21 protein-coding genes are annotated in these 24881 nt (G+C 65.9%); 13 read left to right on the top strand and 8 right to left on the bottom strand.

Features of this window, described 5'->3' with window-relative positions:
- Positions 1-77: 77 nt before the first annotated feature.
- Positions 78-1268 carry an acetate/propionate family kinase gene (locus P6U31_RS27335; RefSeq protein WP_407184850.1) on the bottom strand — a complete coding sequence of 397 codons (1191 nt, stop codon included), beginning with the start codon at positions 1266-1268 and terminating at the stop codon, positions 78-80.
- Positions 1269-1270: 2 nt separating this feature from the next.
- Positions 1271-3685, bottom strand: a complete 2415-nt coding sequence (locus tag P6U31_RS27330; protein ID WP_407184849.1) for a phosphoketolase — start codon at positions 3683-3685, stop codon at positions 1271-1273.
- Between the two features lie 209 nt (positions 3686-3894).
- Here P6U31_RS27330 and P6U31_RS27325 point away from each other — a divergent pair, with 209 nt between their 5' ends.
- From P6U31_RS27325 to P6U31_RS27310, 4 genes are all read left to right on the top strand, one after another.
- A complete protein-coding gene (locus P6U31_RS27325) occupies positions 3895-5061 on the top strand; it encodes a PA0069 family radical SAM protein (protein WP_407184848.1) in 1167 nt (388 codons plus the stop codon).
- Between the two features lie 23 nt (positions 5062-5084).
- The gene (locus P6U31_RS27320) at positions 5085-5540 is read left to right on the top strand and encodes a VOC family protein (RefSeq protein ID WP_407184847.1); all 456 of its coding nucleotides are present in this window, start codon (positions 5085-5087) and stop codon (positions 5538-5540) included.
- Positions 5541-5612: 72 nt separating this feature from the next.
- On the top strand, positions 5613-6473 hold the full coding sequence (locus P6U31_RS27315) for a ribonuclease HII (RefSeq protein ID WP_407184846.1): 861 nt from the start codon (positions 5613-5615) through the stop codon (positions 6471-6473).
- Positions 6474-6769: 296 nt separating this feature from the next.
- Positions 6770-8278: a glycosyltransferase family 39 protein gene (locus tag P6U31_RS27310; RefSeq protein WP_407184845.1), complete on the top strand. Its 1509-nt coding sequence runs from the start codon at positions 6770-6772 to the stop codon at positions 8276-8278.
- A 124-nt stretch (positions 8279-8402) separates the two neighbouring features.
- On the opposite strand, the gene P6U31_RS27305 is transcribed toward P6U31_RS27310, so the two are convergent.
- Complete coding sequence (locus tag P6U31_RS27305; RefSeq protein ID WP_407184844.1) at positions 8403-9212, bottom strand: uracil-DNA glycosylase family protein; 810 nt, start codon at positions 9210-9212, stop codon at positions 8403-8405.
- 135 nt (positions 9213-9347) lie between these two features.
- On the opposite strand from P6U31_RS27305, the gene P6U31_RS27300 reads away from it, so the two are divergent.
- From P6U31_RS27300 to P6U31_RS27290, 3 genes are all read left to right on the top strand, one after another.
- The gene (locus P6U31_RS27300; protein ID WP_407184843.1) at positions 9348-11009 is read left to right on the top strand and encodes an electron transfer flavoprotein-ubiquinone oxidoreductase; all 1662 of its coding nucleotides are present in this window, start codon (positions 9348-9350) and stop codon (positions 11007-11009) included.
- A 309-nt stretch (positions 11010-11318) separates the two neighbouring features.
- Positions 11319-13115: a tetratricopeptide repeat protein gene (locus tag P6U31_RS27295; RefSeq protein ID WP_407184842.1), complete on the top strand. Its 1797-nt coding sequence runs from the start codon at positions 11319-11321 to the stop codon at positions 13113-13115.
- A 29-nt stretch (positions 13116-13144) separates the two neighbouring features.
- Positions 13145-14029, top strand: a complete 885-nt coding sequence (locus P6U31_RS27290) for a 4-(cytidine 5'-diphospho)-2-C-methyl-D-erythritol kinase (RefSeq protein WP_407184841.1) — start codon at positions 13145-13147, stop codon at positions 14027-14029.
- A gap of 77 nt (positions 14030-14106) precedes the next feature.
- On the opposite strand, the gene P6U31_RS27285 is transcribed toward P6U31_RS27290, so the two are convergent.
- The 5 genes from P6U31_RS27285 to P6U31_RS27265 all read right to left on the bottom strand — a co-directional run bounded on the left by P6U31_RS27285 (position 14107) and on the right by P6U31_RS27265 (position 18910).
- A complete protein-coding gene (locus P6U31_RS27285) occupies positions 14107-14985 on the bottom strand; it encodes an alpha/beta fold hydrolase (RefSeq protein WP_407184840.1) in 879 nt (292 codons plus the stop codon).
- Positions 14978-15610: a LysE family translocator gene (locus tag P6U31_RS27280; protein WP_407184839.1), complete on the bottom strand. Its 633-nt coding sequence runs from the start codon at positions 15608-15610 to the stop codon at positions 14978-14980. The genes P6U31_RS27285 and P6U31_RS27280 overlap by 8 nt, the downstream gene beginning before the upstream one ends.
- Before the next feature lie 44 nt (positions 15611-15654).
- Positions 15655-16917, bottom strand: coding sequence for a beta-ketoacyl-ACP synthase II (gene fabF / locus P6U31_RS27275; protein ID WP_407184838.1), 1263 nt, complete (start codon positions 16915-16917; stop codon positions 15655-15657).
- Between the two features lies 1 nt (position 16918).
- The gene (locus P6U31_RS27270) at positions 16919-17434 is read right to left on the bottom strand and encodes a winged helix-turn-helix transcriptional regulator (protein WP_407189956.1); all 516 of its coding nucleotides are present in this window, start codon (positions 17432-17434) and stop codon (positions 16919-16921) included.
- A 468-nt stretch (positions 17435-17902) separates the two neighbouring features.
- Positions 17903-18910 (bottom strand): polyprenyl synthetase family protein, encoded by a 1008-nt coding sequence (locus P6U31_RS27265; RefSeq protein WP_026202916.1) that lies wholly within the window; start codon positions 18908-18910, stop codon positions 17903-17905.
- A gap of 132 nt (positions 18911-19042) precedes the next feature.
- On the opposite strand from P6U31_RS27265, the gene P6U31_RS27260 reads away from it, so the two are divergent.
- The 6 genes from P6U31_RS27260 (at position 19043) to glyS (ending at position 24707) form a co-directional block, all read left to right on the top strand.
- On the top strand, positions 19043-19270 hold the full coding sequence (locus tag P6U31_RS27260) for a DUF2007 domain-containing protein (RefSeq protein ID WP_128924157.1): 228 nt from the start codon (positions 19043-19045) through the stop codon (positions 19268-19270).
- Positions 19263-20027 carry a tRNA1(Val) (adenine(37)-N6)-methyltransferase gene (locus tag P6U31_RS27255; protein WP_407184837.1) on the top strand — a complete coding sequence of 255 codons (765 nt, stop codon included), beginning with the start codon at positions 19263-19265 and terminating at the stop codon, positions 20025-20027. The genes P6U31_RS27260 and P6U31_RS27255 overlap by 8 nt, the downstream gene beginning before the upstream one ends.
- A gap of 215 nt (positions 20028-20242) precedes the next feature.
- A complete protein-coding gene (locus P6U31_RS27250) occupies positions 20243-21151 on the top strand; it encodes a S49 family peptidase (RefSeq protein WP_407184836.1) in 909 nt (302 codons plus the stop codon).
- Positions 21152-21256: 105 nt separating this feature from the next.
- The gene (locus P6U31_RS27245) at positions 21257-21448 is read left to right on the top strand and encodes a hypothetical protein (RefSeq protein WP_407184835.1); all 192 of its coding nucleotides are present in this window, start codon (positions 21257-21259) and stop codon (positions 21446-21448) included.
- Between the two features lie 209 nt (positions 21449-21657).
- Positions 21658-22596 carry a glycine--tRNA ligase subunit alpha gene (locus P6U31_RS27240; RefSeq protein ID WP_407184834.1) on the top strand — a complete coding sequence of 313 codons (939 nt, stop codon included), beginning with the start codon at positions 21658-21660 and terminating at the stop codon, positions 22594-22596.
- Positions 22596-24707, top strand: coding sequence for a glycine--tRNA ligase subunit beta (gene glyS, locus P6U31_RS27235; RefSeq protein WP_407184833.1), 2112 nt, complete (start codon positions 22596-22598; stop codon positions 24705-24707). Before P6U31_RS27240 ends, glyS begins: the two co-directional genes overlap by 1 nt.
- The last annotated feature ends 174 nt before the right edge of the window (positions 24708-24881 follow it).

The following is a 24881-nucleotide window of genomic DNA, read 5'->3' as shown; positions in this document are numbered from 1 at the left end:
GTCCGCTCGCGAATTGATGCGGTCGTTATGCCGCGATACCGCGGCTGCATCATTGCGGCAGATCATTCACAAAAATGTCACGCAACGCCGCGTCCGCGGATCAGCGCTGCGCAGTGGCGCGCGATCGTCATCTCTTCATCGGTCGGGATGACGAAGACAGCGACGGCACTGTTGCCGTCGTCGATGCGCTCGCGCGCGTCGTCGTTCGCCGCAGCATCGATGCGCATGCCGAGCCAACCGAGCCGTTCGGAGATTGCGCGGCGGATCTCCCTGGCGTGCTCGCCGATGCCGCTGGTGAAGACGAGACAGTCAAGCCCGCCAAGCGTCGTCGCCATTGTCGCGACCTGCTGCGCCGCACGGAAAGTGAAGAGATCGACGGCTTCACGCGCAGCGGTCTCGCGGCTCGCCAGCAGCGTTCGCATGTCGGCGGAGATGCCGGAGACGCCGACGAGGCCGGACTGGTGGTAGAGCAGGTGCTGGACCTCATCCACCGACATCGTCTCGTGCTGCAGGAGATACAGCAGCACGCCGGGATCGATGGCGCCGCTGCGCGTACCCATCATGAGGCCGTCGAGCGGGGTCAGTCCCATCGTCGTGTCGACGCTGCGGCCATCGCGTAGCGCGCACAGGCTGGCGCCGTTGCCGAGATGCGCGATCACGGTGCGCTTGCACGCAAGCTCCGGGGCGATCTCGGCGAGGCGGCCCGCGACGTATTCAAAGGAGAGGCCGTGAAAACCGTAGCGCCTGACGCCGCGCTCTTCATACCGCCGCGGGATGGCGAAACGGTTGGTGGGCGGGAGCATGCTGTGATGGAAGGCGGTGTCGAAGCAGGCGATCTGCGTCAGCGCAGGCCGGATCGCCGCAAGCGCGCGAATCGGCGCGAGGCACCGCGGCTGGTGCAGCGGCGCCAGCGGCGTCAACGCCGCGAGCCTCGCGATGACTTCGTCCGTCAGCGCGACCGGACCTGAATAGTCCGGCCCTCCATGGACGATACGATGGCCGACGGCCCGCAATGGACGTTCGCCGAAGCGGTCCGCGATGAAGGCGAGCACGTCGGCGAACAGATGACCGCCCTCGGCACCCGCAGCCTCTCTTCGCGTCTCGAACAGGTCTTCGCCTTCGGGACTCCTCACCACGAGCCGGGGTCTTGCCTCGTGCTCGTCGAGCAGGCCCTTGCAAAGCAGGCCGGGCTCAGTCGCCGCGATATCGAACAGGCCGAACTTGATGCTCGACGATCCCGAGTTGAGGACGAGGACCTTGTCCGACATGGCTAGTCGCCGGCTTCGGCGGGGGTGTTGCCGCCGGAACTGTTGGGCCAGACCCAGTCGCGGATCTCCGGCATGTCCTCGCCATGCTCGCGCACATAGCGCGAATGCTCGATCAGCTTGTCGCGAAATTGCTGCTTGGCCTGCGCGGCCTTGGCTGCGAGCCCAGGCACGCGTTCGATCGCCTCGATCGCGAGGTGGTAGCGGTCGAGCTCGTTGAGCACGACCATGTCGAACGGCGTCGTCGTGGTGCCTTCCTCGGCAAAGCCGCGCACATGGATGCCGGCATGGTTGGTGCGGTTGTAGGTCAGCCGGTGGATCAGATAGGGATAGCCGTGATAGGCGAAGATGACGGGCTTGTCCGTCGTGAACAGGCTGTCGAAGTCGCGGTCGGACAGGCCATGCGGATGCTGCTCCTTCGGTTGCAGCGTCATGAGGTCGACGACGTTGACGACGCGGATCTTCAGGTCTGGCAGCGCCTTGCGCAGGAGGTCGACGGCAGCGAGCGTTTCCAGCGTCGGCACGTCGCCGGCGCAGGCCATCACCACGTCGGGCTCGCCCGTTGCCTCTTCTGTCCCCGCCCAGGTCCAGATGCCGATTCCGGCATCGCAATGCGTGGCTGCGTCCTGCATCGAGAGCCATTGCGGCGCCGGCTGCTTGCCGGCAACGATGACGTTGATGCGATTGTAGGTGCGCAAAGCATGGTCGGCGATCCACAGCAGCGTGTTGGCATCCGGCGGGAAGTAGATGCGGACGATATCGGCCTTCTTGTTGGCGACGAGATCGACGAAGCCGGGGTCCTGATGGCTGAAGCCGTTGTGGTCCTGACGCCAGACATGCGAGGTCAGGAGATAATTGAGCGAGGCGATCGGGCGCCGCCACGGCAGATCACGCGTGACCTTCAGCCATTTGGCGTGCTGATTGAACATGGAATCCACGATGTGGATGAAGGCCTCGTAGCACGAGAAGAAGCCGTGCCTGCCGGTGAGCAGATAGCCCTCGAGCCAGCCCTGGCAGAGATGCTCGCTCAGCACCTCCATGACGCGGCCGTCTTGCGCCAGATGCACATCGTAGGATTCGATCGGCTCCATCCAGACGCGTTCGGTCGCCTCGAACACCGCGTCCAGCCGGTTTGAGGCGGTCTCGTCCGGGCCCATGATGCGGAAGTTGCGCTCCTTGGCGTTGAGCGTGATGACGTCGCGCAGGAATTTGCCGAGCTCGCGCGTCGCCTCGGCGATGACGCCGCCGGGGCGTGGGACCTCGATGGCGAAGCTGCGGAAGTCCGGCAGCTTCAGCTCCTTCTTGAGCAGGCCGCCATTAGCATGCGGATTGGCTCCCATGCGGCGGGTGCCGCCAGGCGCCAGCGCCTGAAGCTCGGGGATCAGCGCGCCGTTCTTGTCGAACAGTTTTTCGGGCTCGTAACTGCGCATCCAGTCTTCCAGCACTTGTCGGTGCGCGGGGTTTTCGCGGCAGCTTGCGACGGGGACCTGATGGGCGCGCCAAAAGCCCTCGACCTTCTTGCCGTCAACCTCTTTCGGGCCGGTCCACCCCTTCGGGCTGCGCAGCACGATCATCGGCCAGCGCGGCCGCCCGACGCTTTTGCGTCCGTCCCGTGCGTGCTGCTGGATCGAACGGATGCTGGCGAATGCGACATCGAGCGCGTCGGCCATGGCCTGGTGCATCAATTTGGGATCATCACCCTCGACGAACAGCGGCTCGTGGCCGAAGCCGCGGAACAGATCGCAGATTTCCGCATCTCGCATCCGTCCGAGCACGGTCGGGTTGGCGATCTTGTAGCCGTTCAAATGCAGGATCGGCAGCACCGCGCCGTCATGGACGGGGTTCAGGAACTTGTTGGAGTGCCAGGACGCAGCGAGCGGGCCGGTCTCGGCTTCGCCGTCGCCGACCACGCAGGCAACGACCAAATCAGGATTGTCCAGCGCCGCGCCATAGGCGTGCACCAGCGCGTAGCCGAGCTCGCCACCCTCGTGGATCGAGCCCGGCGTTTCCGGCGCGGCATGGCTCGGGATGCCGCCGGGGAAGGAGAACTGCCTGAACAGCTTGCGCATGCCATCCGCATCGCGCGCGATGTCGGGATAGATCTCGCTGTAGCTGCCTTCCAGATAAGTGTTGGCGACCATGCCCGGCCCGCCATGACCGGGGCCGCAGACATAGATCACGTCGACGTCAAGTGCGCGAATGACGCGGTTGAGATGGGCATAGATGAAGTTGAGGCCGGGCGTTGTGCCCCAATGGCCGAGCAAACGCGGCTTGATGTGCTCGGCGCGCAAGGGCTCGCGCAGCAGCGGGTTGTCGAGCAGGTAGATTTGCCCGACGGAAAGGTAATTCGCGGCACGCCAGTAGCGATCGAGGAGATCGAGATCGCTGCTCGCTGAGGTCGATTGTTGTTGATTTGTCATGTTCCTGCTGACCTTCACCCGGCAACCGTCACCAACATTGTTCCGGGACGATTGATCCCCGACCGGCATCAAACGAAATCGCGATGACGGGCATGTTGCGAGAGGTCAAAGGACCGCGCCCGAACTTTGGGCGGCTACTTTGCATGGGTTGTTTTTCCATTTTTGGTTTGCGTTCTTGATTTGTTCCTTTTGCGTGCTATCTTGGCGTCATGAGTCCTGCAGCATCCTCTCATGCTCTCAAGCACCCGCCGGTCAAGGCGCCCTCCGAGCCGGCGGGTGCGGGCTCTGACTTTCCAGAACTTGGCGTCGCGATCGAGCGTGGGCGCAGGCGAGGGCGCGGCGCACAGTCCAACGCCAGCGGCCGCTACGAGGCCGAGGCGCGCGTCGCCTTCGACGACGGCTGGCAGAGCCTGGAAGAGCTGCCGCCGTTCAAGACCACGGTCGGGGTCGACACTTCGCGCAAGGTGATCACCCGGAACGATTCTCCCGACATCGGCTTCGACCGCTCGATCAATCCCTATCGCGGCTGCGAGCACGGCTGTGTCTATTGCTTCGCCCGGCCGACCCACGCCTTTCTTGGCCTGTCGCCGGGGCTCGATTTCGAGTCGAAGCTGTTTGCGAAGCCCGAGGCGCCGGCGCTGCTCGAGAAGGAGCTCGCCGCCTCCGGCTACGAGCCGCGGATGATCGCGATCGGCACCAACACCGATCCCTATCAGCCGATCGAGCGCGAGCGCAAAATCATGCGCGGCATCCTCGAAGTGCTGGAACGTGCCGGCCATCCGGTCGGCATCGTCACCAAATCGGCGCTGGTGGTGCGCGATCTCGACATTCTGGCGCGAATGGCCAAGCGCAATCTCGCCAAGGTCGCGATCTCGGTCACCTCGCTCGATCCGAAGCTCGCGCGTACCATGGAGCCGCGCGCCTCGACGCCGCCGAAGCGGCTGGAGGCGTTGAAGCAGCTCTCGGACGCCGGCATTCCCACCACCGTGATGGTCGCGCCCGTGATCCCGGCGCTGAACGATTCCGAGATCGAGCGCATCCTCGACGCCGCCGCCCATGCCGGCGTCAAGGAAGCCTCCTATGTGCTGCTGCGGTTGCCGCTGGAGGTGCGCGATCTCTTCCGCGAATGGCTGATGGCGAACTATCCGGACCGCTATCGCCACGTCTTCACCCTGATTCGCGACATGCGCGGCGGGCGCGACTACGACGCCAAATGGGGCGAGCGGATGAAAGGCACCGGACCGATGGCCTGGACCATCGGTCGTCGCTTCGAGATTGCCTGCGACAGGCTGGGGCTGAACAAGCGGCGCTCGAAGCTGACGACAGATCACTTTGCGCGGCCGAAGCGGAACGGCGATCAGCTCAGCCTGTTCTGATCGGGAAGTGGAAGAGGCGTCGCATGGCCAAGGAACTCACTGTGCCGGTGCCGCGGCTCACCGTCATCACGCTCGGCGTCAGCGACATCCGTGCAAGCATCGCTTTTTACGACGCGCTCGGTTTCTTGCGCCGGCTCAAGGCAACCGGCGAGGCCGTCGCGTTCTACGATACCGGTGGTCCCGTGCTCGCGCTGTATCCCTGGGATCAGCTCGCGGCGGACGCGGCGTTGCGGGACCGGCCGAGGCCTTCGAGCTTTCGCGGGATGACGCTTGCCTGGAACTGTCGGACGCGCGAGGAGGTCGATGCGGTGATGGCCTTCGCGCTTGGCAAGGGGGCGATGCTGGTGAAGGCCGCACACGAGACCGATTACGGCGGCTATTCCGGTTATTTCGCTGACCCCGACGGCCATCCCTGGGAGGTCGTGGTCGCCCCCGGGATCGACGTTGGTGAGGACCGGCGGGTGCATCTGGCGGAGTAGGGCGCACTGAATAACGGGAATTGCGCCGGGTTTCCGGTTGCGCGGGCCGGGTCGTTTGCGCACGATCCCGCCATGATTCGGGACAAGTCCGCGACCAAGCCGGCCAAAGCCGCGCCCAAGAAGGCCGCTGCGAAGAAGCCCGCGCCTGCCAAGGCGGCGAAGGCCGCCGAGGTCGAGGCGTCGACGGGCAAGAGCGCAGGCAGGAAAGGCGTCATTGCCGTCGCTCCCCCGAGCTTTCGTCGCGAGCGCGCGCTGATCAAGCGCGGGGTTTGGCCGGTCGCCGGCTGCGACGAGGCCGGCCGCGGCCCGCTCGCAGGTCCCGTGGTGGCGGCTGCGGTGATTCTCGACCCCGACCGCATCCCGCGCGGCATCGATGATTCCAAGCGCCTGACGGCCGAGGAGCGCGAGAAGCTGTTCGACAAGATCTGTGCGACCGCGCAGGTCTCCGTTGCCGTCGCCTCACCCTCGCGGATCGACCGCGACAACATCTTGCGCGCCTCGCTGTGGGCGCTGAAGCGCGCCGTGGTGGCGCTGCCGGAGGCGCCACGCCACGTCTTCGTCGACGGCCGCGACCGGCTCGACACCGAATGCGATTGCGAGGCCGTGATCGGCGGCGACGGCATCGTGCTGTCGATCGCGGCGGCCTCGATCATCGCCAAGGTGACGCGTGACCGGCTGATGTGCGCGCTGGCGCAGGACTGTCCCGGCTACGGCTTCGAGCAGCACAAGGGCTACGCCGTCCCCGAGCACCTCGATGCCCTCGACCGCCTCGGCCCCTCGGTCCACCACCGCAGCTTCTTCGCCCCCGTCGTCGCCGCCCGCGCCAAGCACATGCCCTGGACGGTCGAGTCGGTGCAGGACTTGTTCTCGGGGACCGAAGTGCAGGTGCAGGTGGAAGCCCAGATCGAAATCGATACCCAGGCGAATCTGTAAGGCTTCGCTCGTTGTTTCCGCATCGTCATGGCCGGGCTCGACCCGGCCATCCACGCCTTGCTTTGCGGCCTCAAGAACGTGGATGCCCGGGCCTTCGCCTCGCCGAAGCGGCTTCGGCCGCGCAGGCGGGACAAGCCCGGTGACGAACGATCGCGTAGCTGTCTTGCGCGCCTCACTCTGCAAGAACGGGGAGAGGGAGCACACCGAAGTTGCCACGACGCGCAGCGCCCATTATCAAAACAGGTGTGAGCGAATAGGGCCGGCTGGACGGGTTGGCTGCATCTTTCGGGCGTTGCATGCGGTTTACCTCCCTGGTCATCGAGCTCATTCGCGCCCGGCCGCGGCTGATTGTCTGGATCGCCGTGCTGCTGCAGGCCGCGATGTGGCTGTTCGTGGCGCTGGTGTTCTACCGCAGCCCGCCTGGCAGCCTCGCGACGCTGCTGGCTTTCGGACGCGAATACCAGGTCGGCACTGACCTCGGTCCGCCCTTGCCGGTCTGGCTCGCCGACATCGCTTACCGCGCCGCCGGCGGCCACATGTTCGGCGTCTACGTGTTGGCCGAGCTCTGCGAGATCGCGACCTTCATTGCGCTCTATCATTTGTCCCGCGCCGTGGTCGGCTCGCAGCACGCGGTGCTCGCCGTGCTGTTGACCATGACGGTGCTTGCCTTCTCCTCCTCGGCGCTCGACTTCGGTCCCCTCGTCCTGGCCCGGCCGCTCTGGGCGCTGCTGCTGCTGCACTCCTGGCAGATCATCGGCCAGCGCCGCGGCAATGCCTGGTTCGCCTGGTCGATCGAGGCCGGCCTCTTGCTGCTGACGACGCCGGCCGCGGTCTTCCTGCTGCTGCTGCTCGTCGTCTTCGCGGTCTCGACCGCCGCCGGCCGCCGGACCCTGCGTGCGCTCGATCCGCTGTTCGCGCTGATCGTCGTCGCGGTGCTGGCGCTGCCTTATGCGGTCTGGCTGACGCGCGCCGGGACGCTTGCCCTGCCGGCCCTGCCGCAGGTCGCGGAGCTGAATGCCCGCGCCCTGCATGCGGCCTGGCTGCTCGGCGGCCTCGTGCTCGGGGCCGCCGCGATTCCGGCGCTGACCTTCCTCAACACCGGCCTGTTTGCCGGCAAGGGTGAGGAGCCGCCGATCATCTTTAGGCCGCCGGTCGAGCCGCTCGCGCGCAACTTCGTCTATTTCTTCGCGCTCGCCCCGATGCTGGGCGCGGTGCTGATCTCCGGTCTGCTCGGGCTCGACTCTGTCCTTGGCGGCGCCGGCGTTCTGCTGGTCACGTCCGGGCTTGCCGTGGTGGTCACGGCCGGCGATCTCATCGCCATGCGCCGCGCGCGGATGCTGCGGATGGTGTGGGCCGCGGCCGTGGTGGCGCCGGCCATCGGCGTCGTGCTCGGCGTCCTGCTCCTGCCCTGGACCGGCACCGCCGAGATCGCAACCTCGATGCCGGCGCGTGCGATCTCGGACTTCTTCGACGAGAGCTTTGCCCGCCGCACCAATCATCGTCTGCGCGCGGTGGCCGGCGAGACGCAGCTTGCGAGCCTGATCACGCTGCATTCCGGCCGGCCGCATCTGTTCATCGATGCCGATCCTGCACGTACACCGTGGATGAACCAGACCAAGTTCAGCGAGACCGGCGGCGTCGTGGTCTGGCGCGCCTCCGACACCGCCGGCACCCCGCCGCCGGATATTCTTAAACGCTTTCCCGGCATCGTGCCGGAAGTGCCGCGCGCCTTCGAATGGCTGGTGACCGGGCGCCAGCAGCTCCTTCGCATCGGCTGGGCCATCGTGCGGCCGAAGGGGAGCTAGAGCGGCGGTCTCTCCCCCGTCATTGCGAGGAGCCCTTGCGACGAAGCAATCCAGAGTGCCTCTCCGAAAAGATCCTTGATTGCTTCGCTGCGCTCGCAATGACGGGGAGAGAGAGTTCCGCCCCTCACGCTCCTGCCAGCGCCTTCGCGATCGCCCGCAGATCCTGCCACGCCAGCCGCTTGTAGGACGGCGAGCGCAGGAGATAGGCCGGATGGAACGTCGGTAGCGCGCGGATGGTGCGCGCACCCGTCTCATAATCGAACCAGCGCCCGCGGGTGCGCATGATGCCCTCGCGCGTACCGAGCAAGGTCTGGGTCGAAGGATTGCCGAGCGTCACCAGCACGTCGGGATTCACCAGCTCGATCTGGCGCTGGATGAAGGGCAGGCAGATCTGTGTCTCCTGCGGCGTCGGCGTGCGGTTGCCGGGCGGCCGCCAGGGAATCACGTTGGCGATGTAGGCGGTGCTGCGGTTGAGGCCTATGGCTCCGATCATCAGATCGAGCAGCTTGCCGCTGCGCCCGACGAAGGGCAGGCCCTCGATGTCCTCGTCGCGGCCCGGCGCCTCGCCGACGAACATGATGCGGGCCTGCGGATTGCCGTCGGCGAACACCAGCCGCGTCGCCGTGTGCTTGAGCGCGCAGCCCTCGAAGTTTTGCATCAGCTCCCGCAGCGCCTCCAGCGTCGGCGCGGTCCGCGCCGCTTCGCGCGCCGAAGCGATGGCGATGTCTGGAGGGGCAGCGGCCTCGCCACGCATCACCGCGGGCGCAGCCACCGGACGGGGCGCCTCGACCGATGGCGCCGCGCGCGGGGCCGGCGATGGAGCATCCAATTCCGCCAGGCGGTCGATCGGTTCCTCCGCCAGCGCGCAGTCGACCCCGGCCTCCAGATAGAAGGAAAGCAGCTCGCGGACGGTGGGTGCGGGTTCGGGGATCATGGGAAAGTCTGACTTTTACATCATTCCGGGACGCCTTGCATCCCGGCGAAATGTGATTCCGAGGTTGTCCTGCCCGGAAAAATCGGAAACAAGAGGGCACAAACGACCGAGGACCGTCTCAAGGGCTGAGATCAGATGAGCACCGAAGAACTTCCCCCGCGCGAATCCATGGAATTCGACGTCGTCATCGTCGGCGCCGGCCCCTCGGGCCTGTCGGCCGCGATCCGGCTGAAGCAGCTCAACGCCGATCTCAACGTCGTCGTGGTGGAGAAGGGCTCCGAGGTCGGCGCGCATATTCTCTCCGGCGCGGTGATCGATCCGGCCGGACTCGACAAGCTGATCCCGGACTGGCGCGAGGATCCCGATTGCTCGCTCAAGACCCAGGTGAAGGACGACCGCTTCTTCTGGTTCACCGAGACCGGCGCGATCAAGCTGCCGAACTTCATCATGCCGCCGCTGATGAACAATCATCATTGCTACATCGGCTCGCTCGGCAATGTCTGCCGCTGGCTGGCGCGGAAGGCAGAGGCGCTCGGCGTCGAGATCTATCCCGGCTTTGCCGCAGCCGAGGTGCTCTATGACGAGGCCGGCAACGTCAGGGGTATCGCCACTGGCGACATGGGCATCGGCCGTGACGGCAAGCCGAAGGACTCCTTCACCCGCGGCATGGAATTGCTCGGCAAGTACACGCTGTTCGCCGAAGGCGCGCGCGGCAGCCTGTCCAAGCAGCTCATCGCGAAATACGCGCTCGACGCCAAGAGCGAGCCACCGAAATTCGGCATCGGCCTCAAGGAAGTCTGGCAGATCGATCCTGCCAAGCACCAGAAGGGTCTGGTCCAGCATGCGGTCGGCTGGCCGCTGAAGAATGACACCGGCGGCGGCTTGTTCTTTTATCATTACGACGAGAACCTGGTGTCGATCGGCTTCGTCGTCCACCTCAACTACAAGGATCCCTATCTATCGCCGTTCGACGAATTCCAGCGCGTCAAGAACCATCCCGCGGTGCGTGCCACGCTGGAAGGCGGCAAGCGGCTGGCCTACGGGGCCCGCGCCATCACCGAAGGCGGCTATCAATCGGTGCCGAAGCTGAGTTTCCCTGGCGGCGCGCTGATCGGCTGCGCGGCCGGCTTCGTCAACGTGCCGCGCATCAAGGGCGTCCACAATGCGATGGGCACCGGGATGCTCGCCGCCGAGCATGTCAATGCCGCACTCGCTGCGGGCCGCGCCAATGATGAACTCGTCGAGTACGAGAATGCATGGCGCGATTCCGTGGTTGGCAAGGATCTCTATCCCGTCCGCAACGCCAAGCCACTGTTGTCGAAGTTCGGCACCTTCATCGGCGCCGGCCTCGGCATCTTCGACATGTGGTGCAACACGCTGTTCGGCGCCTCGCTGTTCGGCACTCAGTCCCATGCCAAGCCGGACCGCGCTACGCTCGACGCGGCGAAGAGTCACGCCCCGAAGAACTACCCGAAGCCGGACGGCAAGATCTCCTTCGACAAGCTGTCCTCCGTGTTCCTGTCCAACACCAACCACGAGGAGGACCAGCCGGTCCATCTGAAGGTCACGGACATGAACCTGCAGAGGACCTCAGAGCACGACGTCTACGCCGGTCCTTCGAATCGCTATTGCCCCGCCGGCGTCTACGAGTGGATCGAGGAGGGATCTGGGCCGCGCTTCCAGATCAATGCCCAGAACTGCGTCCATTGCAAAACCTGCGATGTGAAAGATCCCAACGGTAACATCACCTGGGTTCCCCCGGAGGGCGGTGGCGGCCCGAACTACGAGGCGATGTAAAAGAGCCAGCTAGGCGAGAGAACCCGATCGCGAAGGGGATCCGGCGCACGTTCGCGTGAGGATGGGGCCGCGGTCCCCGGTCGCGGTCACGATAAGGCCATAGTAGCGGCGTCTTGGGGCTGCTCCTGACCGGACTTGGCCGATTTGGGGGGCATGCGGAGGGGGCGGCCGGTCCGAATCCTTGCGGCGAAGCGCCAAAAGCGGCATTGTCGGGCCGACGGTTCCGGGTCCGGACGCCTCCGGCCGCGTTCGCATGCGATACGGCCCTTTGCTGCAAACCCAGGCACTACCAACTCAAGGCGAGCCCTGATGCTTTCATATCGTTTCAACCGCTGGACTGTTGCTGCCATCGCCCTCATGAGCACAGCGATCGCGACCGTCCCCGGCAGGGTCGTGGCGCAGACGCCGGATCATCCCTCCGATACGGCGGCGCAGTTTCCGACCCGAAACGATCTGAAGTCGCTCACCAGCGCCGGCAGCTATCTCGCCGCCCGCCACGCCAGCGTCGAGCGCGACGCCGCCTCGGCCGCCGCATTCTACCGCTCGGCGCTGCGCACCGACCCGAAGAACAACGAGCTGCTCGATCGCGCCTTCATCTCGTCGGTCGCCGACGGCGATATCGACGAGGCGGTCAAGCTCGCCGAGCGCATCCTCACCATCGACAAGACCAATCGCGTCGCGCGCCTCGTCGTCGGCGTGCATGACCTCAAGGTGAAGAAATACGCGGCCGCGCAGACCAACATCAGCCAGTCGATCCGCGGTCCGATCACCGATCTCGTCGCCACGCTGCTGTCGGGCTGGGCCGCCTATGGTGCGGGTGATGCCAAGGGCGGTGTCGCCACCATCGACAAGCTGGCAGGTCCGGAATGGTATCCGCTGTTCAAGGATCTCCACAGCGGCATGATCCTCGAGCTCGCCGGCAAGGAGAAGGACGCCGGCACTCGCTTCGAGCGCGCCTACAAACTGGACGATTCCATGCTGCGCGTGACCGAGGCCTATGGGCGCTGGCTGTCGCGCAACAAGGATTCCGCCGCCGCGACCGCCGTCTACCAGGCGTTCGACAAGAAGCTCGCGCGCCATCCGCTGATTCAGGAAGGCCTGCGCGACACCAAGGCCGGCAAGAAGATGCCGCCGCTGGTCGATTCCGCACAGGCCGGCGCCGCCGAGGCGCTCTACGGCATCGGCGCGACGCTGACCCGCCGCGGCGGCGAGGATCTTGCGCTGGTCTATCTCCAACTCGCGCTCTACCTCCAGCCCAGCCATCCCCTGGCGCTGCTCTCGCTCGCCGATCTCTATGAGTCCGTGAAACGGCCCCAGATGGCGATCAAGGTCTATGAGCGCGTGCCCGCGACCTCGCCGCTCAAGCGCAACGCGCAGATCCAGCTCGCGATCGATCTGGATTCCGCCGATCGCACCGACGAGGCGATCAAGATCCTGAAGGGCGTCACCGCGGAGGATGCCAAGGACCTCGAGGCCATCATGGCGCTCGGCAACATCGAGCGCGGCCGCAAGAAGTTCGGCGATTGCGGCGCGACCTATTCGCTAGGCATTGACGCGCTGCAGGCCGGCAACGACAAGGCCAACAGCGTCTGGTACTATTATCGCGGCATCTGCGAGGAGCGCTCCAAGCAGTGGGCGAAGGCCGAGGCCGACATGAAGAAGGCGCTCGAGCTGCAGCCCGACCAGCCACATGTCCTCAACTATCTCGGCTATTCCTGGATCGACCAGGGCGTGAACCTCGACGAAGGCATGAAGATGATCAAGCGTGCCGTCGAGCAGCGTCCGGACGATGGCTACATCGTCGACTCGCTGGGCTGGGCCTATTACCGCATCGGCAACTACGAGGAAGCGGTGAAGAATCTCGAGCGCGCGATCGACCTCAAGCCCGAGGATCCCACCATCAACGATCACCTTGGCGACGCCTATTGGCGCGTCGGCCGCACGCTGGAAGCCAAATTCCAGTGGTCGCACGCCCGCGACCTCAAGCCCGAACCGGAGGAGCTTCCGAAGATCGAGGCCAAAATCGCCAATGGCCTCGCCGACGACAATTCGAACTCTTCGGCCGCGCAGGCGGAAAAGAAGAAGGACGACGGCAAGGGCGGTTAGTCTGAGCGCATTTTGGGGGCGTGTCGCCGATGCCGGCGTTGATTGAAGAAGGACGGGCGAAGGTCAACTTGAGCCTTCGCGTCGTGGGTCGTCGTGCCGATGGCTATCATGATCTCGAAAGCGTGGTCGCCTTTGCCGACTGCGCCGACCGGCTGACGCTGGAGCCGGGCGGCGAGCTGAAGCTCACCACCACCGGACCATTGGCGGCGGCCTGCGGCGATACGTCCGACAATCTGGTGTTCAAGGCTGCCAGGCTGCTCGCCGAGGCGGTGCCGGAGCTGAAGCTGGGCGCGTTCACGCTCGACAAGGTGCTGCCGGTAGCGGCCGGCATTGGCGGCGGCTCGGCCGACGCCGCGGCGGCGCTGCGGCTCCTGGCGCGCCTCAACAATCTATCGCTCGATGATCCGAGGCTGCAGAAGGTCGCGCTCGCGACCGGCGCCGACGTGCCGGTGTGCCTCGTCTCGCGGGCCTGCGACATGACCGGCGTCGGCGAGCAGCTGCTGCCGCTCGCGCTGCCGAGCATGCCCTGCATGATGGTCAATCCGCGCGTGCCGGTCGCCACCAAGGACGTGTTTCAGGAATTAGGCCTGCGCAACGGCGAGCTGCTGGTCGGCGCCACCGCGGTGCTGCAGGCTCCGGCTTGGCCGGAAGCGGGCGGATCGATTGCCGATTGGGTCGAGGTTCTCGAAACCGTCGCCAACGATCTGGAAGCGCCTGCGCTGCGCATCGAGCCTGTCATTGGCGAGGTGCTGGAGGCCTTGCGCGACTCCGCCGGCGTCAAGCTCGCCCGCATGTCGGGCTCGGGCGCGACGTGCTTTGCGATCTACGGCGCGGCAAACGAAGCCCATGCCGCCGCAGAAAAGATCCGGCGCGATCATCCCGGCTGGTGGGTGCATGCGGGTACGTTGAGCTAGTCTGTTCGTCACTGCGAGCCAACGGGTCCGCGCGAAGCGCGGCCCCGTTGGCTCGCAGTGACGTGGATGTCGTTGAGCTAACCCGCGCCGTCCTCGTCGAGCCCAAGAAATCGCCGGATCTCGCCCAACACCTCCTGCGGCTTGTCGTGCTGCAGCCAGTGTCCTGCCTCGGCGATGGTCTTGATGCGCGCGTTCTGGAAATAGTGTTCCAGGCCCGCCGCTCTGGCGCCGGCCAGGAAGCTTTCGCCGGCATTGAGCAGCAGGGTGGGGCAGGCGATGCGGGCCCACAGCGCGATGTGATCGTCCGGCCACAGCCGGTGCGGGGCGGAGGCGCGCTGATACGGATCGAATTTCCAGCTATAGCTGCCGTCCTCGTTCCGCCGTGCGCCATGCGTGGCGAGATGCAGCGCGAGCTCGCGGGTGAGGCGCTTGTTGTGAAGCACCATCTGGGCCCCGGCGTCTTCGAGGGTTGCATAGCGGCGAGGCGTGCGGTCATGCAGCTTGTCGAGCTGGCTGACCCATTTGTTGATGCGCTCATGCACCGGCGGCTTCGGCGTGTCCGGCAACATGGTGACGCCGTCGAGCACGACTAGCTTCGAGACCAGCTCCGGGAACGATCCCGAGAAGATCAGGCTCACCATGCCGCCCATCGAATGGCCAATCAACGTGATCTGAGCTGCGGCGACGCTGCGGACGAGCTGGGCGAGATCGTAGACATATTCGGTCAGTGCGTAGCTGCCGCCGCGGGTCCAGTCGGAATCGCCATGACCGCGCAGATCCGGCGCGATGACGTGGAAATGCGGTTGCAGCGACCGCGCGATGACGTCCCAGCTCCGGCAGTGATCGCGGCCGCCATGGACCAGCACGGCGACCGGCGCGCCAGCGTTGCCCCAGTCGGCATAATGCAGCCGCAGGCCGTGCGATTCATAAAACCGGCCTTGCGGGACGCTAGCCATTGGCTGGCCGCCGCGCCAAGGCGAGGGAGAGGCCGAGGCCCGAGATGAAGACGCCGGAGCCCCGGGTCAAGCGCCGCATCAGCTGCGGCCGTCCGATCAGGTGCGTGCGGGTCGCGGAGGCCATCAGCACCACAACGACATCGGCGAGCGTGTTCAGCGTCACCGAGATCGCGCCCAACATGATGAATTGCAGCGTCGGGCTCGATCCCGCGGGATCGAGGAATTGCGGGATGAAGGCGAGGAAGAACGCCGCGGTCTTCGGATTCAGCGCCTCGACCAGCACGCCGTCGCGAAAGGCGCGCTTGTCGCCGGCGGCATCGCCCTCGAGCGGGAGCGCGCGGCCAGCGCTGCGAAAGGTCTTGATGCCGAGCCAGACCAGATAGAGTGCGCCGACAAACTTGACCGCGGCGAACAGTTCGGCGCTCGCCAGGATGATCGCGGAGATACCGAGACTGTCGGCCACGACATGGACCATGCCGCCCAACGCCGTGCCCGCGGTCGAGGCAAAGCCGCTGCCGCGCCCCTCTGACAAGGTACGCGCCGCGACGTAGAAAATGCCGGGGCCGGGAACGGCGGCAATGAGACAGGCGGCAGCCAGGAACAGCCAGAAATTCGTTTCGATCATCCTGGTTTCGTAGCGCAGCGGATCGCGATTGCAAGGGCCTTCGTTCAAGCCATGCGGCGGAAGATCACGCTGGCATTGACGCCGCCGAAGCCGAAGCCGTTGGAGATGGCATGCTGTATCGGCATCGGCCGCGCGGCGCCGGCGACGATGTCGATTCCCTCCGCGCCCGAATCCGCGTTTTCGAGATTGAGCGTCGGCGGCGCGATCTGGTCGCGCAGCGCCAGGATGGTGAAGATCGCCTCGAGGCCGCCGGCGGCGCCGAGCAGATGGCCGGTGGCCGATTTGGTCGCGCTGACCGCAATGCCGCGCTTGCGGCCGAACAACGTGGCGATCGCGCCAAGCTCGCTCTCGTCGCCGGCCGGCGTCGAGGTCGCATGTGCGTTGAGGTGCTGCAGATCCGCGGGCGCAAGGCTCGCTTGCCGTAGCGCGATCTCCATGGCGCGGCGGGCGCCGTCGCCGTCGGGCGGACCGGACGTCATGTGATAGGCGTCCGCCGTCGTGCCGTATCCGATCAGCTCCGTGATCGGCGTGGCGCCCCGCGCCCGCGCGTGCTCGAGCTCTTCGATCACCAGAATTCCGGCACCTTCGCCCATCACGAAACCGTCGCGATTGCGATCGAACGGGCGCGAGGCGCGCGCAGGCTCCTCGTTGAAGCCGCTCGACAGCGCGCGGGCGGCGGCGAAGCCGCCGAGGCTGACGATGTCGATGCAGGCTTCCGCGCCGCCGCAGATCGCGACATCGGCTTCGCCCGCGCGGATCATCCGCGCGGCATCGCCGATGGCCTGCACGCCGGCGGCGCAGGCCGTGACAGGCGTGCCCAACGCGCCTTTGTAGCCGTATTTGATCGAGACGTGGCCGGCGGCGAGATTGGCGAGGAAGGAGGGGATCGTGAACGGCGACAGCCGGCGCACGCCGCGCTGCTCGGTGATGCGCACCGCCTCCGCCATCGCCGGGAATCCGCCGACGCCGGAGGCGATGATCGTCGCGGTGCGCTCCAGCGCGCTCGCGTTCTGCGGCATCCATCCGGCCTGCGCGACTGCTTCTGCCGTGGCGAGCAGCGCGAACAGGATGAAGCGGTCCATCTTGCGCTGGTCTTTTGGCGCGGCGGCCTGCGCCGGATCGAAGCCGCCCTCGGCGTCATCGGCCTTGTCGGGCACGCGGCCGGCAATGCGTGCCGGCAGCGCCTGCGCCCATTCCGGCAGCGCACGCAGCCCGCTCTGGCCGGCGAGCAGCCGGCGCCAGGACAGTTCGACACCGCAAGCCAGCGGCGAGACCGCGCCCATGCCGGTCACGACGATACGACGCATGTCAGTCTCCGGCCGGCGCCACGGCCGGGTTCATGGCTTTGAGCGAAGCGATGCGCCGACGCATTCCGCGGCTGGCGCGCGACCCGGCGATGGCGACCGTATTGGCGAGCGTGATCGGCTGCATGCTGGTCGCGTCGACGACGACGGGGTCGAGCGGGCGGACGTCGTCGCGGCTCGCCAGCAGAATCGCTTCGCCCTTCGGCGCGAGATGCTTGTTGCCCCAGGCGAGCAGTGCCACGATCACGGGGAAGAAATCCCGCGCCTTGTCGGTCAACACGTATTCGTAGCGCGGCGGCCGCTCGTGATAGCGGCGGCGCACGAACATGCCTGATGCGGTGAGATGGGCAAGCCGCCGCGACAGGATGTTCGGCGCTATCCCGAGGTTTTGCGAAAATTCGTCGAACTTCGTCGCGCCCTGAAACGCATCGCGCAGGATCAGGATGCTCCACCATTCGCCGACCGTCTGCACGGCCCGGCCGACGGGGCATTCGAGGATGGAAGGGGATTTCGGCTGCATGGCCGGAAGGTTTAGGTCAGTTACTTGTGAAATGCAAGTGACTTGGCAGCTGGTAAGGCTGAGCCGCTTTTGTGCCAATCTCTGGGTGTTGCGTGGGACCCGGCTTTGCGCCACAGCGCTTCACGCTGCAGCGCGTCCGGGACACGAGCAAGGGTCGTGCTGTTGCATCTTGCTGGTCATTGCGAGCGAAGCGAAGCAATCCAAACGGCTTCGCCGGAGGGATTCTGGATTGCTTGGCAATGATCGTGTGGAGGCAGGCGCACAAATCTGGCGCTGTCACCGTGAGGTGCTCGCCTCTTGGGCGAGCCTCGAACGGCGGCGGCCCAGCTGCCGCTCGGTCGTTCATCCTTCGAGGCCCGCGGCGCGATGCATGGCATCATGCCGCTCGCGCCTAAAGCGACAACGGCTTCGCCGTTGCGCGGGGACGGCGGGCTAACAGTAGCGCGGGGTGACAGAAGCCTCAGTCGCTCAGTGCGACCTTGCCAAACAGAACGCCACCACCTGCTCCAGCGCGCTCTTCATCGGCGAGGACGGGAATAGCGCCAACGCATCGACGGCCATGGCGCCGTAGTGCTGGGCGCGGCTCAGCGTATCTTCCAGCGCGCGATGCTTGTTCATCAGGCCGATGGCGTGATCGAGATCGCTGTCGCCGATCTCGCCGCGCTCCAGCGCCCGGATCCAGAAGGCGCGTTCGGTGTCGTTGCCGCGGCGGAACGCGAGCACGACGGGCAGCGTGATCTTGCCCTCGCGGAAGTCGTCGCCGGTGTTCTTGCCGAGCTTGGCGCTCTTGCCGCCATAGTCGAGCACGTCGTCGACGAGCTGGAAGGCGATGCCGAGATTCATGCCGACCGAGCGGCAGGCGGTCTGCTCCGCCTTCGGACGGTTGGCGATGACGGGGCCAACCTCGCAGGCGGCTGCGAACAGCTCGGCGGTCTTGCCGCGGATCACGGCGAGATATTCATCCTCGGTGGTCGCGGTGTTCTTGGCGGCGGCGAGCTGCATGACCTCGCCCTCGGCGATGGTGGCGGCGGCCGCGGAGAGGATATCCAGCGCGCGCAGCGAGCCGACCTCGACCATCATGCGGAAGGCCTGGCCGAGCAGGAAGTCGCCGACCAGCACGCTCGCCTCGTTGCCCCAGAGCATGCGGGCGGACAGCTTGCCGCGGCGCATCTCGCTCTCGTCGACCACGTCGTCATGGAGCAGGGTGGCGGTGTGCATGAACTCGACGCTGGCGGCGAGCTTGATATGGCCGTCGCCGGTGTAGCCGGCGAGGTTGGCCATGGCGAGCGTCAGCATCGGCCGCAGCCGCTTGCCCCCGGAGGAGATCAGATGGTTGGCAACCTCCGGGATCATGGTCACGTCCGAGCCGGTCCGCGACAGGATCGTGGCGTTGACGCGCTCCATGTCAGGGGCGACAAGGGCAACCAGCTCTTCGATCGACGCGCCGGGAGTTTCGAAAGGTACGATGACGGCCACGCCGGTCTCCAATATTTGCCCCGGAAGGGCTATTCTGACGGAAAGACAATAGAAACTGGCGGCGAATGCGGCAAGTGCCGCGGAACCATTGACATTTGCCGTCTAACCCCTTTCAGGCAGGAGATCTGCGTTTTGCGTGAACTGGTTCGGACCAACGATATGGTGCTGGTGTCGGCGATCGGCGCGCTGCTCGACGGCGCCAATATCCATCATCTGGTGCTGGACCAGAACATGAGCATCATCGAAGGCTCGCTGGGTATCCTGCCGCGGCGGATCCTCGTCCATGAGGACGACGCCCAGGAGGCGCGCCAGCTCCTCACCGAGGCCGGCCTCAGCCACGAATTGCGCGGCGATGAGTGAGACCGCAGGCATTACCGAGGACGCCTTTCTCGGCGGGCAGCTGCGCTTGATGCAGAAGCGATCCGGCCATCGCGCCGGACATGATGCGATCCTGCTTGCGGCGGCGACGCAGGCTCGGGCGGGGGATCGCGTGGTCGATTTCGGCGCTGGCGTCGGCACGGCCGGGCTGGCGCTGGCCCGGCGTGTTCCCGGCGTCAGGCTCACCCTGGTTGAGATCGATCCGGAACTCGCCGAGCTCGCGCGCGGTAACGCGGCTGCAAACGCGATTGCCGCCGAGACGATCGTGCTCGACATCACGGCGGGCGCCGAGGCCTTTGCGTCACATGGGCTGGGTCCCGATAGCGTCGACGTGGTGCTGACGAACCCGCCCTTCAACGATCCCGTCCGGCATCGTGGCTCGCCGGATCCGTCCCGCCATTCCGCGCACGTCGCGACCGAGGAGACGCTGCATGCGTGGGTGCATGGAGCGCGGCGCATCCTTCGATCGAACGGAGTCCTGACTCTGATCTGGCGCGCAGACGGAATCGCCGAGGTCATGGCAGCGCTGTCACGCGGCTTCGGCAGCCTTGTCGTCCTGCCGGTTCATGGCGAAGCGGGAAGGCCCGCGATCCGCGTGCTGGTGCGCGCGGTCAAAGGCGGTAGGGCTCCGACACGATTGTTGCCGGGCCTCGTGCTTAATGAAGAGTCAATCGTGCCTAAAAAAGAGGTGAGGGATATTCTGGAGGGGAGGGCGACGTTGCCGCTGGCGGAGCCGTGACGGCCTACTGCGGAAGCGATTCCGTCTGCTGTTCGGACGAAGACGTAAAGCGAATCGCCGTGAAAAGCGCACCGATCAGCAGCATCAGCAGGTAAATCTTCATGGCGTTCCCTCCGCTGCCTATTGCAGCTTTCCAACGGGGATTCTGCAAAACACGTTCCAGGCACTTTCAATGACACTCGCGTGATAAGAAATGGTAAATCAGAGGTAACGGCATGGCCGAGCAATTGAACGATCGTGAGAGTTCCGGCCTGGCCGACACACTCATGCAATATCTGCCGGCGCGCTTTCGCCCCGGCGCCGCCATCGTGCCGGTGGTGCGGCTGTCAGGTGTGATCGGTGCGGTGACGCCGCTGCGTCCCGGCCTGACGCTTGCCGGCGTCGCGCGGGTGCTCGAGCGCGCGTTTTCCTTCCGGCACGCCAAGGCCGTGGCGCTGGTGATCAACTCGCCCGGCGGCTCGCCGGTGCAGTCGCGCCAGATCTACCTGCGCATCAAGCAGCTCGCGGCGGAGAAGAAGCTGCCCGTGCTTGTGTTCGTCGAGGACGTCGCGGCCTCCGGCGGCTACATGATCGCCTGTGCCGGCGACGAGATCATCTGTGATCCCTCCTCGATCCTCGGCTCGATCGGCGTGGTCGGCGGCAGCTTTGGTTTTCAGGAGGCGATCAGGCGGCTCGGCATCGAGCGGCGCCTCTACACGGCCGGCGCGCACAAGGCGATGCTCGACCCGTTCTTGCCGGAGAATCCGGATGACGTCGCCAAGCTGAAGGCGATCCAGCGCGAGATCCATCAGATCTTCATTTCGCTGGTGAAGGAGAGTCGCGGGGCACGGCTGAAGGGCGCGGACGACACGCTATTCACGGGCGAATACTGGGCCGGCGACAGCGCGGTGGCGCTCGGGCTCGCCGACAGCATCGGCGATCTCCGCTCAACTCTTCGTGCTCGCTATGGTGACAAGGTTCTCACCCCCGTGATCGCGCAGCCGACCGGATTGCTCTCCGGCCTTCTGGGGCGGAAATCGCCTGGCGCGGGGCAGCTTTCGGCCCTGGAATCAATCGCCGGCCTGCCGGACGAGCTGATCTCGGCGGTCGAGACGCGGGCGATTTGGGCGAAATTCGGGTTCTAGGCGGCCGCCTCCCGCGCCATTTGGTCCCTTGGCGGGCCGATTGCGGCGCAGCTCCGACTGCGCGAGAATGCGCGTGGGGGCTGAGCATTGAACAAGGATCGACCGATGCCGCCGTTCGTTGCATTCGCGGGCGTTCTGGGCGGGCTTGCCGTGGTCCGCTGGGCCTACAAGACCGCTGTCAGGATCAACCAGGAGCTGGAGGAGATGCGCCTGTCGCGCGTCACTGAAACCGCCCGCATGGGGGATATCCAGACGCTGAAACGTGACCCTGTGACCGGAGCCTACCGGCCGGGTTAGCCGCTCCACACGCTCATTCGTCATTCCGGGGCTCGCGAAGCGAGAACCCGGAATCCATCGAACCAGGGAGCGAGCGGCGCAATGGATTCCGGGCTCGCCCTGCGGGCGCCCCGGAATGACGGCCAATCCGCCCCCTTTGCCTTGATTCCCACTCCCGCCGTCGATACGGTCCCGCGCGATTCAACCCCCCGCGAGAGCCTGATCTGACGATGGACGCCTCATTGCCCGCCCATATGCGCCCGGAACGCTCGTTCCAGGGCTTCATCCTCGCGCTCCAGCGGTTCTGGGCCGAGCAGGGCTGCGTGATCCTGCAGCCCTACGACATGGAGATGGGCGCGGGCACCTTCCATCCGGCGACCACGCTGCGCGCACTCGGGCCCAAGCCCTGGAACGCTGCCTATGTGCAGCCCTCGCGCCGGCCCAAGGATGGCCGTTACGGCGAGAACCCGAACCGGATGCAGCACTACTACCAGTTCCAGGTCATCATGAAGCCGTCGCCGCCGAACCTTCAGGAGCTGTACCTGAAGTCGCTCGCCGCGATCGGCATCGATTCCGCCGTGCACGACATCCGCTTCGTCGAGGACGACTGGGAGAGCCCGACGCTGGGCGCCTGGGGCTTGGGGTGGGAATGCTGGTGCGACGGTATGGAGGTGAGCCAGTTCACCTATTTCCAGCAGGTCGCCGGCTTCGAATGCGCCCCGGTCGCGGGCGAGCTCACCTACGGGCTTGAGCGCCTCGCGATGTACGTGCAGGGCGTCGATCGCGTCTACGACCTCAACTTCAACGGCCGCGAGGGTGAGCAGAAGGTCACCTATGGCGACGTCTTCCTGCAGGCAGAGCAGGAATATTCGCGCCACAATTTCGAACATGCCGACACCGCGATGCTGTTCGAGCAGTTCAAGATGGCGGAAGCGGCCTGCAGAAAGTACCTCGACGCAGGCTGGCGCGAAGGCGGCAACAGGAAGCAGCATCTGATGGCGCTGCCGGCCTACGACCAGTGCATCAAGGCCAGTCACGTCTTCAACCTCCTGGACGCGCGCGGCGTGATCTCGGTGACGGAACGGCAGAGCTACATCCTGCGCGTCCGCGAATTGGCAAAAGCCTGCGGCGAAGCCTGGATCCACACTGAAGCGGGCGGAGCGGCCTGATGCCCGATCTTTTGCTTGAACTGTTCTCGGAAGAAATCCCGGCGCGCATGCAAGCCAAGGCGGCCGACGATCTGCGTCGCCTCGTCACGGACAAGCTGGTCGCCGAGGGCCTCGTCTACGAAGGCGCGAAGGCGTTCGCGACGCCGCGCCGCCTTGCGCTCACCGTACACGGCATCCCCGCGCGCCAGCCTGACCTCAAGACCGAGCGCCGCGGACCGAAGGTCGGCGCGCCCGAGGCGGCCGTGCAGGGCTTTCTGAAAGCGACGGGATTGAAGTCGCTGGACGAAGCAAAAATCCAGCGCGACCCCAAAGGTGACTTCTACATCGGCTTGATCGAGAAGCCGGGCCGCGACGCCATCGACGTGCTCGCGGAAATCCTGCCCGTCATCATCCGCACCTTCCCCTGGCCGAAATCGATGCGCTGGGGCGCGCGCTCGGGCAAGCCGGGCTCGCTGAACTGGGTGCGTCCTCTGCACGCGATCACCGCGACCTTCGGACTCGAGACCGAAGAGCCCGACGTCGTGAAGTTCGAGGTCGACGGCATCGAGAGCGGCCAGACCACCTACGGCCACCGCTTCCTCGCGCCGGCGCCGATTCAGGTGCGCCGGTTCGAGGATTACGAGGCAAAACTGCTCGACGCCAAGGTCGTGCTCGATCCCGAGCGCCGCAAGGACGCGATCCTCACCGACGCCAAGCAGCTCGCCTTCGCGCAAGGCTTTGAGCTGGTCGAGGACCAGAACCTGCTCGACGAGGTCGCCGGCCTCGTCGAATGGCCCGTCGTGCTGATGGGCTCGTTCGAGCCGGAATTCCTGGCGACGCCGGGCGAAGTGATCCGCGCCACCATCCGCAACAATCAGAAGTGTTTTGTCGTCAGCGATCCCAAGAGCGCTGACAAGCCTGGCAAGCTTGCGAGCAAGTTCATCCTGGTCGCCAATATCGAGGCAACCGACGGTGGTGCGACCATCATCGCCGGCAACGAGCGCGTGATCCGCGCGCGTCTGTCGGACGCGAAGTTCTTCTACGAGACCGATCTCAAGACCAGGCTCGAGGACCGGCTGCCGAAGTTCGAGCAGATCGTGTTCCACGAAAAACTGGGAACGCAGGCGGAGCGCATCAAGCGCATCGAGCGCCTCGCCGCCGAGATCGCGCCGCTGGTCGGTGCCGATGTCGCCAAGGCCACGCGCGCGGCGCATCTCGCCAAGGCGGATCTGCTGACCGAAGTCGTCGGCGAGTTCCCCGAGGTGCAGGGCCTGATGGGCAAGTACTACGCGCTGGCGCAGGGCGAGGATTCCTCCGTCGCGGCTGCCTGCGAGGAGCATTACAAGCCGCAGGGGCCCGCCGATCGCGTGCCGATCGATCCGGTCAGCGTCGCCGTGGCGCTCGCCGACAAGATCGACACGCTGGTCGGGTTCTGGGCAATTGACGAAAAGCCGACGGGCAGCAAGGATCCGTATGCGCTGCGTCGTGCAGCGCTCGGCGTGATCCGGCTGATTGCCGAGAACGCATTGCGTCTGTCGCTCATGAAGGTGGCGGGATCCGCGCTCGCCGGCTTGTCGGTCAAGCCAGCCGATGCCGCGAAGCTTCCGAGCGACCTGCTCGCCTTCTTCGCCGATCGCTTGAAAGTTCAGCTCCGCGAGCAGGGCGCGCGTCACGATCTCGTCGATGCCGTGTTCGCGCTCGGCGGCCAGGACGATCTGCTGATGATTGTCCGCCGCGTCGAGGCGCTCGGAAAATTCCTCGACAGCGACGACGGCAAGAACCTGCTCGCCGGCACCAAGCGTGCCAGCAACATCCTTGCGATCGAGGAGAAGAAGGACAAGCGCACGTTCGACGGTGCGCCGGATGCTGCGCTCTATAGCCTCCCCGAGGAGAAGGCGCTGGCCAAGGCGATCGGTGACGTCAAGGCGGAAGCCAGCGCCGCCGTCGCGAAGGAAGACTTCGCCGCCGCGATGAGCGCGATGGCCAAGCTGCGTCCGCCGGTCGATGCGTTCTTCGACAAGGTCCGCGTCAACGACGACAATGCGAAGGTGCGCGAGAACCGCCTGAAGCTCCTCAACGAGATCCGCACCGCTACGCGCGCGGTGGCGGATTTCTCGAACATCCAGGATTGAGGCGCAGCCGCGCGGCAAATGCCGCTGTCATTCCGTGGCGCGCATAGCGCGAGCCCGGAATCCATCGTGCCGCGCGTGATGCTGAAATGGATTCCGGGCTCGCGCCAAGTGGCGCGCCCCGGAATGACAGAGCAAAAAATGCCCCGCCCGGCGGGGGGAAGACCGGGCGGGGCC

The organism is Bradyrhizobium centrosematis (assembly GCF_045571495.1).
Classification (GTDB): Bacteria; Pseudomonadota; Alphaproteobacteria; order Rhizobiales; family Xanthobacteraceae; genus Bradyrhizobium; species Bradyrhizobium centrosematis.
The sequence above is the reverse complement of the archived record's forward strand: the minus strand, read 5'-3'. Positions and strand labels throughout refer to the sequence as shown.